The 14,628-nt window shown below is 71.0% G+C and carries 11 protein-coding genes; 3 read left to right on the top strand and 8 right to left on the bottom strand.

The genetic code is table 11. The features are described 5' to 3' along the window. From ACIRDX_RS15035 to ACIRDX_RS15025, 3 genes are all read right to left on the bottom strand, one after another. Nucleotides 1-1,163: efflux RND transporter permease subunit (locus ACIRDX_RS15035; protein WP_396626253.1), on the bottom strand; the 1,163-nt coding region annotated here is incomplete at its 3' end. Then, on the bottom strand, nt 1,160-2,500 hold the full coding sequence (locus ACIRDX_RS15030) for an MdtA/MuxA family multidrug efflux RND transporter periplasmic adaptor subunit (protein WP_396626252.1): 1,341 nt from the start codon (nt 2,498-2,500) through the stop codon (nt 1,160-1,162). The genes ACIRDX_RS15035 and ACIRDX_RS15030, both read right to left, overlap by 4 nt. 102 nt (nt 2,501-2,602) lie before the next feature. Further along, nucleotides 2,603-3,715 carry an alpha/beta hydrolase family protein gene (locus ACIRDX_RS15025; protein ID WP_396626251.1) on the bottom strand — a complete coding sequence of 371 codons (1,113 nt, stop codon included), beginning with the start codon at nt 3,713-3,715 and terminating at the stop codon, nt 2,603-2,605. Nucleotides 3,716-3,774: 59 nt separating this feature from the next. Between ACIRDX_RS15025 and ACIRDX_RS15020 the strand changes: the two genes are divergently transcribed. Then, nucleotides 3,775-4,554: a dimethylarginine dimethylaminohydrolase family protein gene (locus ACIRDX_RS15020; RefSeq protein ID WP_396626250.1), complete on the top strand. Its 780-nt coding sequence runs from the start codon at nt 3,775-3,777 to the stop codon at nt 4,552-4,554. Nucleotides 4,555-4,728: 174 nt separating this feature from the next. Here ACIRDX_RS15020 and ACIRDX_RS15015 read toward each other — a convergent pair whose 3' ends face one another. Then, a complete protein-coding gene (locus tag ACIRDX_RS15015) occupies nt 4,729-6,030 on the bottom strand; it encodes an aminotransferase (RefSeq protein ID WP_396626249.1) in 1,302 nt (433 codons plus the stop codon). 159 nt (nt 6,031-6,189) lie between these two features. Here ACIRDX_RS15015 and ACIRDX_RS15010 point away from each other — a divergent pair, with 159 nt between their 5' ends. Further along, nucleotides 6,190-7,008 (top strand): DUF1003 domain-containing protein, encoded by an 819-nt coding sequence (locus ACIRDX_RS15010; protein WP_396626248.1) that lies wholly within the window; start codon nt 6,190-6,192, stop codon nt 7,006-7,008. A 19-nt stretch (nt 7,009-7,027) separates the two neighbouring features. On the opposite strand, the gene ACIRDX_RS15005 is transcribed toward ACIRDX_RS15010, so the two are convergent. From ACIRDX_RS15005 to ACIRDX_RS14995, 3 genes are all read right to left on the bottom strand, one after another. After that, nucleotides 7,028-8,530: a DUF1501 domain-containing protein gene (locus ACIRDX_RS15005; RefSeq protein ID WP_396626247.1), complete on the bottom strand. Its 1,503-nt coding sequence runs from the start codon at nt 8,528-8,530 to the stop codon at nt 7,028-7,030. 8 nt (nt 8,531-8,538) lie between these two features. Further along, nucleotides 8,539-11,031, bottom strand: a complete 2,493-nt coding sequence (locus tag ACIRDX_RS15000; protein WP_396626246.1) for a DUF1549 domain-containing protein — start codon at nt 11,029-11,031, stop codon at nt 8,539-8,541. 167 nt (nt 11,032-11,198) lie between these two features. Then, nucleotides 11,199-12,236 (bottom strand): WD40/YVTN/BNR-like repeat-containing protein, encoded by a 1,038-nt coding sequence (locus ACIRDX_RS14995; RefSeq protein WP_396626245.1) that lies wholly within the window; start codon nt 12,234-12,236, stop codon nt 11,199-11,201. Nucleotides 12,237-12,278: 42 nt separating this feature from the next. Here ACIRDX_RS14995 and ACIRDX_RS14990 point away from each other — a divergent pair, with 42 nt between their 5' ends. Further along, nucleotides 12,279-13,067, top strand: a complete 789-nt coding sequence (locus ACIRDX_RS14990) for an SDR family oxidoreductase (protein WP_396626244.1) — start codon at nt 12,279-12,281, stop codon at nt 13,065-13,067. Between the two features lie 160 nt (nt 13,068-13,227). Here ACIRDX_RS14990 and ACIRDX_RS14985 read toward each other — a convergent pair. After that, nucleotides 13,228-14,628: B12-binding domain-containing radical SAM protein (locus ACIRDX_RS14985; protein WP_396626243.1), on the bottom strand; the 1,401-nt coding region annotated here is incomplete at its 5' end.

Raw genomic sequence — 14,628 nt, 5'->3', positions numbered from 1 at the left:
GTGAGGTTGTTGATGGAGAAGCCGGCCAGGTACATCACGCCGAACGTGCCGATGAGCGACAGCGGCACCACGACGCTCGGGATGATGGTGGCCGGGATGTTGCGCAGGAAGACGAACGTGACGAGCACGACCAGCCCGACCGCGAACACGAGCTCGTGCTGCACGTCGGTGACCGAGGCGCGGATGGTGTCGGTGCGGTCGCTGAGGACGGCGACGGTGAGCGTGGACGGCAGGCTGGCAGTCAGCTGCGGCAGCAGGGCATTGATGCGGTCGACCACGTCGATGACGTTGGCGCCGGGCTGCCGCTGCACGTTCACGAGGACCGCGGGCAGGTCGTTGGCCCACGCGCCCAGGCGGGTGTTCTCCGCACCGTCCACGACGTCGGCGACGTCGGACAGGCGCAGCGGCGCGCCGCCCTCGTAGGCCAGGATCAGGTCGCGATAGGCGTCGGCCGAGCGGAGCTGATCGTTGGCGTCGAGCATGAACGAGCGCTCGGGGCCGTCGAAGTTGCCCTTGGGCTGGTTGACGTTGGCGGCGGCAATCACCGCCCGCAGGCTCTGGAGGTTGAGGTTGTGCGCGGCCAGCGCCTGGGGATTGGCCTGGATGCGCACCGCCGGCCGCTGGCCGCCGGCCAGGCTCACGAGCCCGACACCCGGCAACTGCGACAGCTTCTGCGCGACGCGCGTGTCCACCAGGTCGTACACGTCGGGCAACGGCATCGTCGGCGACGTGATCGCCAGCGTGAGGACCGGCGTGTCGGCCGGGTTGACCTTGTTGTAGACGGGCGGCTGCGGCAGGTCGTTGGGCAGGAGGTTGCCCGCCGCGTTGATGGCGGCCTGCACTTCCTGCTCGGCGACCTCGATGGCCTTCTCGAGCGAGAACCGCAGCGTGATCACCGAGGCGCCGCCGGAACTGGTCGACGACATCTGGTCCAGGCCGGGCATCTGGCCGAACTGCCGCTCGAGCGGCGCGGTGACCGCGCTGGTCATCACGTCCGGGCTGGCGCCGGGGTAGAACGTCAGCACGCGGATGGTCGGGTAGTCGACCTGCGGCAGCGCCGACACCGGCAGGAGTCGGTAGGCCAGCGCACCCGACAGCAGCAGCGCCGCCATCAGCAGCGCCGTGGCGACGGGCCGGAGGATGAACGGGCGCGAGATGTTCATGGCCGGGCTGCCTTCGGTCGAGCGGCGGCCGCGTCGGGCGTGGTCGGCGCCGCGGCCGCTGGCCGGGGTGCTACCCCAGGAGTACCGGGCGGGCCGGTGGGTGGGCCGCCGGCAGGAGCACCCGTTCGGCCACCGGTTGGGCCCCCGGCGCCGTCTGTCGGCGCGCCGCCGCCGACGATCTCCACGGTGGTGCCCTCCTGCAGCGCGTCCACGCCTTCGAGGACGACCCGTTCACCAGGCGCGACGCCCTCCGTGATCGCGACCCGATCGCCCTCGGCCGCACCGAGTACGACCTTGCGGATGGTCGCCTTGCCATCAGGCTTGATCACGTAGACGAAGGTGCCGAACGACGCCCGCTGGATCGTCGCAGCAGGCACGACCGTGGCGGCCCGGAGCGTCGACAGGTTCAGGTTGATGTTGACGAACTGGTTCGGGAACAGCGAGTCGTCGCGGTTGTCGAACACCGCCCGCAGCCGGATGGTGCCCGTCGTGGTGTCGATCTGGTTGTCCACCGTGCGCAACGTGCCCGTGGCCAGTCGGGTCGTCTCGGCGCGGTCCCAGGCCTCCACGGCCGGCGTCGCGCCGCGGCGCATGGCGTCGAGCACGGCGGGCAGGTCGGTCTCGGGCACGGTGAAGAGCACCGAAATCGGCTGCGTCTGGGTGATGACGACGATGCCGTTGGCGTCGCCGCTGCGGACGAGGTTGCCGACGTCCACCTGGCGCAGCCCGAGCTTGCCGGCGATGGGCGCCGTGACCTTCGTGAACGACAGCTGCAGCTTGGCGTTGTTCACCTGGGCGTCGTTGGACTGGCTCGTGCCCTCGACCTGCTTGACCAGCGACTCCTGCGCGTTGAGCTGCTGCCTCGGGATGAGCTGGCGATCGAACAGCGACTGGAAGCTGGCCAGGTCGGCGCGCGCATTGGTGAGGCGCGCCTGGATCTCGGCGCGCTGGCCCTCGGCCTGCGCCAGGGCGACCTCGTACGGGCGCGGGTCGATTTCGGCGAGCAACTGTCCAGCCGACACGCGCTGGCCCTCGGTGAAGTACACGCGGACCAGCTCCCCGTCGAGCCGGCTGCGGACGATGACGGTGTTGATGGGGCTCACCGTGCCCAGCGCCTTGAGCGCGACGGCGATGTTGCGCTGTTCGGCGTCCACCACGCGCACCGGCGGCTTCTCGCCGCGACCGCCGCCGAAGCGTCCGCCCCCCTGTGGGATGGGCGCGGGCTTGCCGATGCCGTAGTACCAGACCAGGCCGCCGCCGCCCAGCAACAGCACCAGACCGATGACCCATTGGCCCAGGCGCGATCCCCTGGACGGTGCTTCGACGGACGTGTTCATGATGGCAGTCTGCTCGCTTCCCCGCTCTGCAGTCGAATACGACGGCCCGACGGGCCGCGTGTCTGTGGTCACCCCGAAGGTGTGAGGCCGGAACCGCAGGGTCTATCCGGGCACGTGCCGGGCCAGCAGGTCGTAGGCCTGAAGCCGCATCGGGTCGGGGAAGTCGTGTTCGCTGTCGGGGTGCTCGACATGCAGCGCGCCGGGCGCGCCGAGCAGCGCATAAATGGGACGCGCGGCCGCCACGATCCGGTCCACGCTCTGCCACCGGAAGTTCGCGTCGCGCAGGGGGGCGCTGATGAAGCACGGCCGGGGCGCAAGGGCGCCGATCAACTCCGCGAAGTCGAACGGGATGTCCTGCAGGCGCCCTGCGTAGTCGAGCAACCGCGGCATGTACCGCAGCTGGCACCAGCCCTTCTCCGGCTGCCACACCTTCGGGTCGCCGCCGTAGTAGTCGGTGTAGAGGTCGAGCCCGCAGCTCGACACGACCGCGCCGATGCGCGGCTCGAGCACGGCCGTGTACACCGCGTTGTGGCCACCCAGCGAGTGCCCGATGGCGCCGACTCGGCCTGCAGCGACGAACGGCAGCGACTCCAGCACGTCGATCGCCCGGACGTTGTCCCAGATGGCCTTCATCGTCCCGCTCTCGTAGCCCAGGCCGCGCACATCGGGCTGGTAGCGCGCCAGCAGCGGATACGACGGCGCGATGGTCACGAACCCGCGTTCGGCGAGTTCGGCCGCGTAGGCGCGATTGGGGCGGCCGCCGAGTCCGACGACGACGTCGTGGCCGATGGTGTTGTCGGTGGGGTGCAGGCAGAGCACGGCCGGTGCGGGGCGGCCGCGCAGCGCGGCCTTCGGCACACAGAGCCACGCGGGCGTGCGGGACCCCGGCTCGGATTGGTACGTGATGGCACGTCGCACGTAGGTGCCGGCATCGGTCTCGTCGAGCACCTGCACCGCCAGCGGCACGCGCTTGTCCCGCCCGGGCAGGGGCCCCATCACCTGCTGCATGGCCCGGACCACCTCCGCGCGTCGTCGCGCCCACTCGGCTGGCGTGGTGACGGGCCGGACGACGCCGGCGTCGTCGCGATGGCGCAGGAGGTCGAGGCGATCGAGGCGCGCCTGGGGCGTCTGGGGCGCCTGCGCGATGGCCGGGCGTGCACGCAAGGCGGGGAGCGCCAGGAGCGCGGTGAGCAGGTGGCGGCGGGACGGAAGCATGCCGCGTCACCTTGACCGGGCGTGGGCGCCGCGTCAAGCGCGTGGTACCGTCCTCGGCCATGCCTGCCTCCGCGACGACCTTCACGCACGCCATCGTGCGGCGCCCTGCCGCCTCGGCGATCCACGGCCTGCGCTCGGTGGATCGCGGCGCCCCGGACATCGACGCGCTGCGCCGCGAGCATGCGGCCTACATCGACATCCTCACGCGCGTCGGGCTCACCGTCGATGTACTCGGGCCGCTCGAGGCGTTCCCCGACAGCGTGTTCGTCGAGGATCCGGCGCTCGTCTTCCCGGAAGGCGCCATCCTGCTCCGCCCGGGCGCGGCGTCGCGCCTCGGCGAGGCGGCCGAGATCCGTTCCGCCCTGGACGACCGGTTCGGGCGCGTGCTGGCCCTGGAGGAGGGCTTCGCCGATGGCGGGGATGTGTTGCGCACCCCCGACGCCGTCTACATCGGCCTGTCGGCACGCACCGACGAGGTGGGCGCCACGGCGCTGTCGGGCCTGCTGGCGACGCTGGGGTACCGCGCGGTGATCGTGCGGCCGCCCGACGGCGTCCTGCACCTCAAGACGGCCTGCTCACTGGTCGACGATCGCACGCTGTTGGCGACCCGCGAGATTGCCGACGCGGGGCTCATCGCCGATCTCGACGTGGTGATCGTGCCCGACGGTGAGGACCTGGCGGCCAACCTGCTCGGCATCAACGGGGTGGTGCTGATGGCCGACGGTTTCCCGCAGACGAGCGCGTTGCTGGCCGCGCGCGGGCACGAGGTGCGGACGCTGACGGTGGGCGAGGTGATGAAGCTCGACGCCGGCCTGTCCTGTATGTCGCTGCGCTGGTAAGGCGAGTGCCTCGACGAGGGCGAACTGCCTGACCGTCGGACAAGTCCGACGGCTACGAACCCATCGGTTGCGTGTGGTCGGCGCACGCCAGAGGACGCACCGACGGCTCAAGGCCCATGGCGCAGAGTGCTTGCCCTCGGAGCAGGATGCTTTCTGAGCCCTGAGCCCTGAGCCCTACGCGTTGACCGCCTCGCCGCGCTGCTGCAGCAGCGCACGCGAGGTCACGAGCAGCACGCTCAGCGCCACGCCTTCCGCGGCCACCTTGACCGTGGCGAGGTCGGGGAACGACGGCGCGATGCGCACGGTGCGGTCGTTGGGATCCTGGCCGAGCGGGTGCGTGGCGCCGGCCGGCGTCAACTCGACGCCCGCCGCCTTGGCCGCCTGCACCAGCGCCTTCGCGCAGCCGTCCATCACGTCGAGCGAGATGAAGTAGCCGCCCTTGGGCACCAGCCACGAGGCCACGCCCGTGCCGCCGAGGTGCTCGGCGAAGGTCGCCGAGACGGCCTCGAACTTGGGCGCCATGATCGCGCGGTGCCGGTCCATCAGCGCGAGCAGGCCGTCGGCATCCTTCAGGAAGCGCACGTGCCGCAACTGGTTCACCTTGTCGCTGCCGATGGTGCGCTTGCCCATGCGCCCGAGGTACCACTTCACGTTGTCGGGTGAGCCTGCGAAGAGCGACACGCCGGCGCCGGCGAGCGTGATCTTCGACGTCGACCCGAACACGAAGGCGCGGTCGGCGTTGCCGTGCGCCGCACACCGCTCGATCAGGCTCGGAATCTCGACGCGCTCCTCGGTCAGGTGATGCACCGCGTAGGCGTTGTCCCAGAAGATCCGGAAGTCGGGCGCGGCCGTCTTCATCGAGGCGAGCCGCTCGACCACGGCGCCCGCGTACACCGCGCCCGACGGGTTGGCGTACTTGGGCACGCACCACATGCCCTTGATCGACGCATCCGCGAGCACGAGCTTTTCGACCACGTCCATGTCCGGGCCGTCGTCGAGCAGCGGCACCGCGATCATGTGGATGCCGAAGTCCTGGCAGATGGCGAAGTGACGGTCGTAGCCGGGGACCGGGCAGAGGAACGTCACGCGGTCCTCGCGGGCCCACGGCCGCGGGCTGCCGACCGTGCCCTTCAGCAGGCTGTAGGCCACCGCGTCGTGCATCAGTGCCAGGCTCGAGTTGTCGCCGATGACGATCTGGCTGGCCGGCGCGCCGAACAGGGGCGAGAACAGCGCGCGCAGTTCGGGCAGCCCCTGCAGGACGCCGTAGTTGCGCGTGTCGGTCTTGTCGGCCGCCAGGTAGTCGCCCTCGCCGGGCAGGCCGAGCAGCCCGTTCGAGAGGTCGAGCTGCTCGCTCGACGGCTTGCCGCGCGTGAGGTCGAGGGCCAGGCCCCGCTGCGTGAAGGCATCGTAGCGGCGCGCGACGTCGGCGTGGACGGCGGCAAGGTCGGCGGTCGGGAGCGAGGACAGTTGGGCCACGACCCTTGACGATACCGTAGCCATGCGTTGCATGCGCGTTACGGTGCTCGTCCATGCCAACGATGCATGTGTCTGTGGCGCGTTCGCGTCCCGCCATCGAACCGCGAAGCTCCACGGTACTCTTCCGCGAGGGCGGCAGGCGCCGACGCGGGAGGATCGATGTCGCATGTGTGGGTGTGGGTGATGGCGGGAGTGCTCGGCGGCGCACTGGGGCGTGCGTGGCGAGGTGGTGCCGCGTCGACGCTGGCCAGCGATGTGGTCGGTGGCCTGCTGGGCGCCCTCGCGTGTGGCCTGATCGCCCACCGCGTCGGTGGACTGGGACCGGAAGCGCTGATGGGCCACCTGGTGGTCGGCCTGGCAGGGGCGCTTCTGCTGCTCTCGGGAGTGCGGGTGGTCGCGTGGCTCCTGCCGGGCGTAGCGGTGACTGGAGGCGCCGGGCCGCGCGTGCTCGACCTGGAAGCGGGCCTGCGACGCCTGGGCGAACTTCAGCGACGCCTGCTCCACGGTGTCCTCGCTCGGACGCCCGTGGCCCGCGATCCCAACGAGGTCTTCGATGCCGAGTCGACGCTCGGCGACCGTGTCGCAGACCGCGTGGCGCGCTTCGGCGGGAGCTGGACGTTCATCGGCATCTTCGGCGTGATCATCCTCGGGTGGATGGCGCTCAACGAGGAATCCGCGAGCCCGTTCGACCCCTACCCGTTCATCCTGCTGAACCTCGTGTTGTCCTGCCTCGCCGCCCTGCAGGCACCGGTCATCATGATGAGCCAGAACCGGCAGGCGTCCAGGGACCGCATGGAGGCGCATGCGGACTACGAAGTGAACGTGCGCGCCGAACTCGCGGTCATGGAACTGCACGCCAAGGTCGACGAACTGCGCGAGCGCGACTGGGCGCGCGTGCTCGACATCGTGGAGCGGCAGGCGCGCGTCATCGAGGCACTCGAACGCCGCCTCGACGCGGGGGGGCGGGGCGGGGAGTGAGCCCGGGCGTCGTGCCCGTTCAGCCGAAGAGGTCGGTGATCGGCTTGCCGAGGCCGTCGCGCGTGATGTACACGGGGCGCTTCTCGACCGTATACGCCGTGTCCGGGGCGATGCCGAGCGCGTGGAAGATCGTCGCGTGCAGGTGCTCGATTGGAACCGGGTGCTCGAGCGTGGTGCAGGGGCGCTCGTCGGCGGTCCTGCCGTACACGAAGCCCTTCTTGATGCCCCCGCCGAACATCAGGATCGACCCGGCCGCCGTGAAGTGGCGGTGCATCCCGTAGTGGCGGATGTCGGACATCACGTTCGGGATGTTGATGGCCTGGTCCTTCACTTCGTTGCCGACCTTGCCCTCGGTGACCGCATCGCGCCCGAACTCGCTGGCCAGCACCACCAGCGTGCGGTCGAGCAGGCCACGCGCCTCGAGATCGCGGATCAACTGTGCGATCGGCGCATCGATCAGCTTCTTCATCGCCGCAGCCCGCTCGTGGCCGTGCTCGTGGCTGTCCCAGTTCAGGAACGGGATGTACTCCGAGGTGACCTCGACGTAGCGCGCGCCGGCCTCGACCAGCCGACGCGCGAGCAGGCAGCCCTGCCCGAAGCGCCCCGTGTCGTAGGCGTCGTAGGAGGCCTTCGGCTCGAGCGCAAGGTCGAACGCCTTCGCCGACGACGAGCGCAGCAGGCGGTCGGCGCCGTCCAGCGCCCGCACGAGCGACTCCCGCTGGAAGTCGCTGCCATAGCGCCCGACCGGTTCCTGCGCGAGCAACTGCTCGAACAACTGGCGTCGACTCTGGAAGCGCGTCCCGCCGAGTTCCTTCGGCGGACGTACTGCCGAGGCCGCGTCCTGCGGATCGACGATGAGGAACGGCCCGTGCTCGGTGCCGAGGAAGCCCGCCGTGTGGAACGCCTTGAGCGTGCCGATCTCGCCGGCGCCCTCCACCGTCTGCCCGACGGCGATGAACGCGGGCATGTCGGGCTCGCGCGGCCCGAGCGTGCGCGAGATGATCGACCCGATGTGCGGCATCGCCATCGGCTGCGGCGGCACGTAGCCCGTGTGCCAGTGAAACTGGTGCCGCGAGTGCAGGATGAAGCCGAGATCGGCGGCCTGGAACGTGCGGATCACCGTGCCGCGATCCATCACGCTGCCGACGCGCTCGAGTCCTTGCGTGAACTTGATGTGATCGACGGCCGTGTCGATGGTCGGGAACGTGCTGAGCACGTCGCTGATCGGCACCCCCGGCGCGAACGGCGTGTAGCGCTTGGGGTCGAAGGTCTCGGTCTGGGCCATGCCGCCGGCCATCCACAGCACGATCACGGCATCGGCGGTGGCCTTCGGGGCAGGCGCCGCGGCACGGAGGCGCGGCTCGCTCCCGGCCAGGGCTGCCAGCGTGCCGGCGGCCGTCGCGCCGAGGAAGTGACGCCGGCTGACCTCGGCGTGGATGCGGCGTTCCTCGCGCGACAGGGCCGACAGCGTCGGATCGTCGTCGACCGGGGAGGCGGGGCGGGCGTGGGACTCGCGTGCCATCTCGTGCCTCAGAAGAGCAACTGGAACTCGGGCTTCATCAGCACGGCCCAGAGGAAGTCGGCCACACCCGCAGGCGACAGCCGGCCGGGCTGCGCGGCGTCGGTCACGGCCCGCTCGGCCAGGGCGCGCTCACGGGCCGACGGGGCCCGTGCGAGCGCCTGCCAGAACACGCGATCGACGAGCACGCGTGCCGACGAGGTCGCCACCGGGGCGGCCACGGGCGGCGGACCGCTCGACGGCAGCAGGTGCGCACGGTCGGGCTCCGCGTCGAAGATGAAGAAGCGGACCGACGGATTGAGCGTCGCCCCCACTTCGCTGCGCGCGTTGGCGATGTCGACCAGCCCGCGCATCCGCACGAAGCCGCGGCCCGTGAGGTCGAGTCGGATCATCGAGGGCGCCCGCACCTGGAGCAGCGTCTCGCTGCGATGCTGCACCTTCGGGCCGTCGGCGGCCACCAGCTCTGTGAGGCGCGTGGACGTCCCATTCGCCTGTTCGAGGAACACCTCGCGCCACACCGGCGACACGAGTTCCGGCTCGTTCGAGCCTGTGTCTTCCACCACCAGCCACATCGCCGTCGCGCCGGTCACGTCGAGGTCGAAGCCGCGGGGCCTGGGCGCCCGCCCGGCGATCGTCGCGTTGTAGCGGCTGAATACGGGGCGCTCCAGCTGACCGACCAGCCGGCGGCCCCCGCGCATCAACCAACTCGTGAGCCGTTCGCCGTTCACCAGTTCGAGCGCCTGCGGCGTGGTCGCATCGTCGGGGCGGGTCGAGATCACCTGGTCGCGGATGGGCCGTCCGAGCGCGCGTGTGAGGGAACTCGAGGTCGCTCGCCATTCGCGCCCGAAGACACCTGACGATGGCGAGTCGGAGTCGAGCCGGAGCGCAACGCTCGCCGGCCCGGCCGGGCGCGGCGCGGGCGGGCCCGGCCACGTGCTCCATTCACCGGTGAGCGTGCCGATCGCGTCGGCGAACTGCTCGGCCGTGAGCCGCCGAATCTCGGGTCCCTCGAACACGTAGCCCTTCGCCGCGGGCTCCGCGCGGCGAGGGACGGCCGGCAACTGGTACGCGCGCGACGTCATGATCGTCGCCACGAGGTGCTTGACGTCGTACTGGTGTGCCACGAAGTCGCTGGCGAGCCAGTCGAGCAGCGGCGGGCTCCACGGCGGCGTGTCCATCTCGTCCGAGTTGGCGACGATGCCGTGGCCGAGCAGGCGTTCCCAGAGGCGGTTGACGAGCGTGCGCGGCAGGCGGCCGTTGCGCGGGTCGGTGAAGATGCCGGCGGCGGCCTCGCGCCGGTCGTCGAGCCTGTCGCTGCGCGGCGCGCGCTGCAACTCGGGGAAGAGGAAGCGGGGGCCGGTGTACTCGTCGCGCGCGACGTCGCAGCGGTACAGGCGCAGCCGCGGCTCCGGCGAGAAGAACGCCGCAAGCCCGAAGGCGTCGACCAGCTTCCACTTGTTCACGAAGCTGTCGTGGCAGGCGTTGCACTTCATGTTGACGCCGAGGAACACCTGCGCCGTGTTCTGCGATGCCTGCATCCAGGGCGTGACGGCGGCGCTCGTCTCGCCGCGCCAGTTCACGCCGATCAGGAAGCCCTCCGGGCCGTCGGCGGCCGGGTTCACCAGCGCGCTGACGAAGCGGTCGTAAGGCGTATTGCTTCGGAGCGAAGCGAGCAGCCAGGGCGTGATGCTGCGGCGGCCGTTCTGCTCGGAGAAGTACGTCACGCCGTCCTCGTTCCGGAGGAGGTCGTTCCAGAAGGTCATCCAGTGATCGGCGTACCGATCGCTGTCGAGGAGCAGCGTCGCGACCAGGCGCTCCCGCTTGTCGGCGCGCCGATCGGCGATGAAGGCCTGCAGGGCTGCCGGCTCGGGGAGCAGGCCCCACGCGTCGAGGTAGGCGCGGCGGGCGAACACCGCGTCGGACACGACGTCGGGGGCCGCCGCCCGGTGCGCGACACGGGACAGGTAGTCGGCCACCAGGCGATCCACCGGGCGATCCCAGGCGGGCCACGGACTGGCGGGCACCTCGGGTTGCGTGAGCGTGAGCGGCAGTTCCCAGGGCGGCGGTGCGGGCGGTGAGGTTGGCGTCGGCCGTGCGCCCTCGTCGATCCAGGCGCGGATGAGCGCCTGCTGCGCGGCCGGGAGCGGGTCCTCGCCCTTGGGCATCACGGGCTCGGTGGTGCCGTCGATCCGCTCCACCAGCAGGCTCGTGCGGCTCGACCCGGGACGGACGATCGCGCCGCTGCGGCCGCCGTCGAGCACGTCCGCGTAGTTGGCGAGCGAGAGGCCGCCCTTGCGCGTGTTGCTGTCGTGGCAGTCGGCGCAGAACTCGTCGAGGATGGGCTGGATCTGTGTCGCGTAGTCGATGCGGCCGACCGTCGCGGTTGCGGCGACAGGCGGCGCGGGACCGGCCGCCGGGGCTCGAGGCGGGGCCGGGGTCTGCGCGCGCATCACCGTCGTGGCCAGCCACACGAGGCTCGTGCCGACGAGGCACACCCGAGTCATGGGGAGAGCTTATAACGCTTAACGCTTAACGCTTAACGCTTAACGCCTAACGCCTAACGCCGAACGCTGGATGTCCTGCGCGGAGGTCGGTCTCCGAGGTAGGGCGCGGTGTCCCACCGCGCCGTTCGCGACAGCCGTGGGATAGCGGCGCGGTCGGAGACCGCGCCCTACCTGTGTGTCACGCGGGCGATGCGGCCGGCAGAGCCGCTGGCGTAGCCCACGGACCCATCCGGGGCCATGCTGAGTGCGTCGTACCCCTCGCCACCCGCCGGCGTCCAGCGCACGCCATCGTCGTCGGACACGTCGGCGCCGGAGGGCCCGACGGCGATCCACGCGCGCGGGCCTCGCGCGCGCAGAGGCGCCACCACCGAGCGATACCCGGAGAGTCCCGGGGCTGCCCGCCAGGTCCTGCCGCCGTCGTCGGTCGCCGCGGCGTTGTCCACGGCCTCGCGTTCCTTCGTGTACACCCCACCCACCACCAGGCCGTGGCGGTCGTCGCGCATGGCGATGGAGAAGATCCCGGAGGCCTGCCCGGTGGCCACCGGCGTGGTCGCGACCGACCACGTGCGGCCGGCGTCGGGCGAGTGCAGCACGCGCGAGGCGGTGGTGGCGATCCACACGTGGGTGCCGCGGACGGCCACGTTGGTGCCGCTGGCGGCAAACGCGCCCTCGCCCTCGAGCGCGGGCGGCAGTGCCTCCGGCGGGATGCGGGTCCAGGAGCGCCCGCCGTCGGCCGTGGTCAGCACGACGAACCGGCCGGCGACGGCATCGCTCACGGCCACGCCGCGCGCGCCGTCCACGAAGGCGATCGCATCGAGGAACATCGCTGCCTCGGTGGCGGTGTACCGCAGCGACCACGTGGCACCGCCGTCCTCCGTCCTGTAGATGCGCGAGCCCTCACCGGGGGCCGCGCTCATCGCCACGGCGGTGGTCTCGCTCCAGGCCTCGATGTCGCGGAAGTCGAGGGCTTCGGCGCCAGTGACCGGACGAGGCTGCCAGGTGCGCCCCCCGTCGGTCGTGCGCAGCACCGTGCCTCGCTCGCCGCTCGCCCAGGCGATCTGCGCCGACACGGCATGGATGCCGCGCAGGCGCGCCGACACGCCGGTCGAGAGCGGCTCCCACCGGACGGACGGGGCCTGGCCGGTCGCGGCGACGCCCGCGAGGGCGAGGAGCATCAGGGACGCGAGAGGGGTGCGCACACGCACGATGGTGCCACGAGCGGCGCAGCGGCGCGCCACCGCGCGATAATGGCGCCGCGTGCCCGAGGGCGGGCCGCACGGGAGACCATCGTGGCCGGACGACTCGCAGGGAAACGGGCGCTCATCACCGCGGCGGCGCAGGGCATCGGCCGCGCCAGCGCCGAGGCATTCATCCGGGAAGGCGCGCAGGTGGTCGCCACCGACATCAATGCCGCCGCACTCGCCACGCTTTCCGGGTGCGAGACGCGCGTGCTCGACGTGACCGACGGCGCTCAGATCGCGGCGTTGGTCGCCGAACTCGGCACGATTGATGTGCTGTTCAACTGCGCCGGCGTGGTGCACGCCGGCTCGATTCTCGAGTGCACCGACGCCGACTGGGACCTCGCGTTCGCGCTCAACGCGAAGGCGCAATTCCGGCTCGTGCGCGCGTTCCTGCCGGGCATGGTGGCGCAGGGCCGCGGCTCCATCATCAACATGTCGTCGGTGGCGTCCAGCGTGACGGGCGTGCCGAACCGCTTCGCGTATGGCGCGAGCAAGGCGGCCGTGGTGGGGCTCACCAAGTCGGTGGCGGCCGATTTCGTCGCCAGGGGTGTGCGGTGCAATGCGATCTGCCCGGGCACGGTCGAGTCGCCGTCGTTGCGCGACCGTATCCGCGCGCAGGCGGCGGCCAACGGCCAGGAGGAGGCCGAGGTGCTCGCCGCGTTCGAGAAGCGACAGCCGATGGGGCGCCTCGGCCAGCCTGAGGAGATCGCGATGCTCGCCGTCTACCTCGCGTCGGACGAGTCGGCGTTCACCACCGGCGCCATCCACGTCGTGGACGGGGGGTGGACGACGTAGGGGGGACGGGTAGCGGGTACCGGGTACCGGGTACCGGGTACCCGGGGCCATCTAGGGGCCGGCCGACCCAGCAGAAACAGGTAGGGCCGGCTGTCCTAGCCCGGCCCCGTAAAGCAGTCGGTAGGGCCGGCTCTCCGAGCCCGGCCCACTGATGGAACGCTTACGCGGCTTCGGCCTTGCTCTGCTGCTCGATCGGACGCAGCTGGAGGTCGGGCATCGGCGTGCCGGCAAACAGCTTCTGGCAGGGGATGGCCATCAGCCGCGCCCAGCGCACCGACCGGCTGACGCGGGCGCTGTCGGTCGCGATGCCGGTGTTGGCGTACATCTGGCGGTAGATCTTCGAGATCAGCAGGAACGCCAGCCGCGACTTGAGCGACTTGACGACCTTGGCGCGCTTCCAGATGCTCTTGGTCGAGTAGAACCGGTCCCACACGCCCTGCGTGCGTTCGCGGATCTCCTGCGCGCTCATCACCGGGTGCTCGATGTACACCTTCGGACGCACGGCCTGCGGGATCAGCCAGTGGCGCGACACCGGGATGCCGTTGACCGACTCCGGATGCTCGCCCAGTGTCTTCTCCCAGGCGGCGAAGTCCAGCGTGCCCGGGAATGGCGTCAACATCACGAACTGCGCGAACGTCACGTCGGCGCGTTCGGCCACCGAGAGGCACGTGTCGAACGTCTCGGGCTTGTCGCTCGGCAGTCCGAAGATGAACGACCCGAGCACGTGCACGCCGTGCTTGCGGAACTGCTGCAGGCGCGTGACGAGCGCCTCGCCGGCGACGTTGAAGCCCTTGTAGACGTCCTTGAGGCCCTCGGGCGTCACCGACTCGACCCCGACCAGCGCGCCCTTGATGTGGGCGCGCGCCATGGCGTCGAGGAACTCCGGATCGTCGGCGGCCTCCATCGTGATTTGCGTGAACATCACGGTGTCCTTCGGCAGGCGCGCCAGTTCCTCCATCAAGGCGAACCGCTCGGCCCGGATCGCCTTCAACTCCTCGAGCCGGTCCTTGTTCTCGCGCCGCGCCGCCATGCGCAGGTCCTCGAGCGTCACCGGGTAGAAGTTGTCGTCGGCCAGCGCGATGAAGCGGAAGCCGCGCCGACGCAATTCGAGGATCTCGTTGATCACGACGTCGACGTGCCGATGCCGTGGTGCCTGGCCGTCGGTGCGCCACACGGAGCAGAACGAGCAGTGCTTCGGGCAGCCGCGCACGGTCTGCACCGAGGCCCACATGTACTTGCCCGTCGGCAGCATGTCCCAGCGCCCCGGCTTGAACTGCTCGGCGGCGATGCGGCCGCCGTCGTACAGCGGCTTGGGCGCACCCGCCGCGATGTCGGCCAGCGCGGTCGGCCAGGCGACTTCGCCGTCGCCGGTCACCACCGCATGGGCGCCGCCGAGGTCGCGGGCCTCGTCGGGGAACAGGGTGGCGTGGATGCCGCCGTAGACCACGGTGGCCCCCGCCTCACGCGCGGCCTTGCCGATCTCGTAGCCGCGCAGGGCATTGCCCGTGTGGATGCCGATCCCCACCGTGTCGCCGCGTTTCAGGATCGCGGGATCGAGGGG

Origin of the sequence: Luteitalea sp. (assembly GCF_044337415.1) — a bacterium.
GTDB lineage: Bacteria > Acidobacteriota > Vicinamibacteria > Vicinamibacterales > Vicinamibacteraceae > Luteitalea.
Note: the sequence above shows the minus strand (reverse complement) of the source record. Positions and strands in the feature narration are given on the sequence as shown.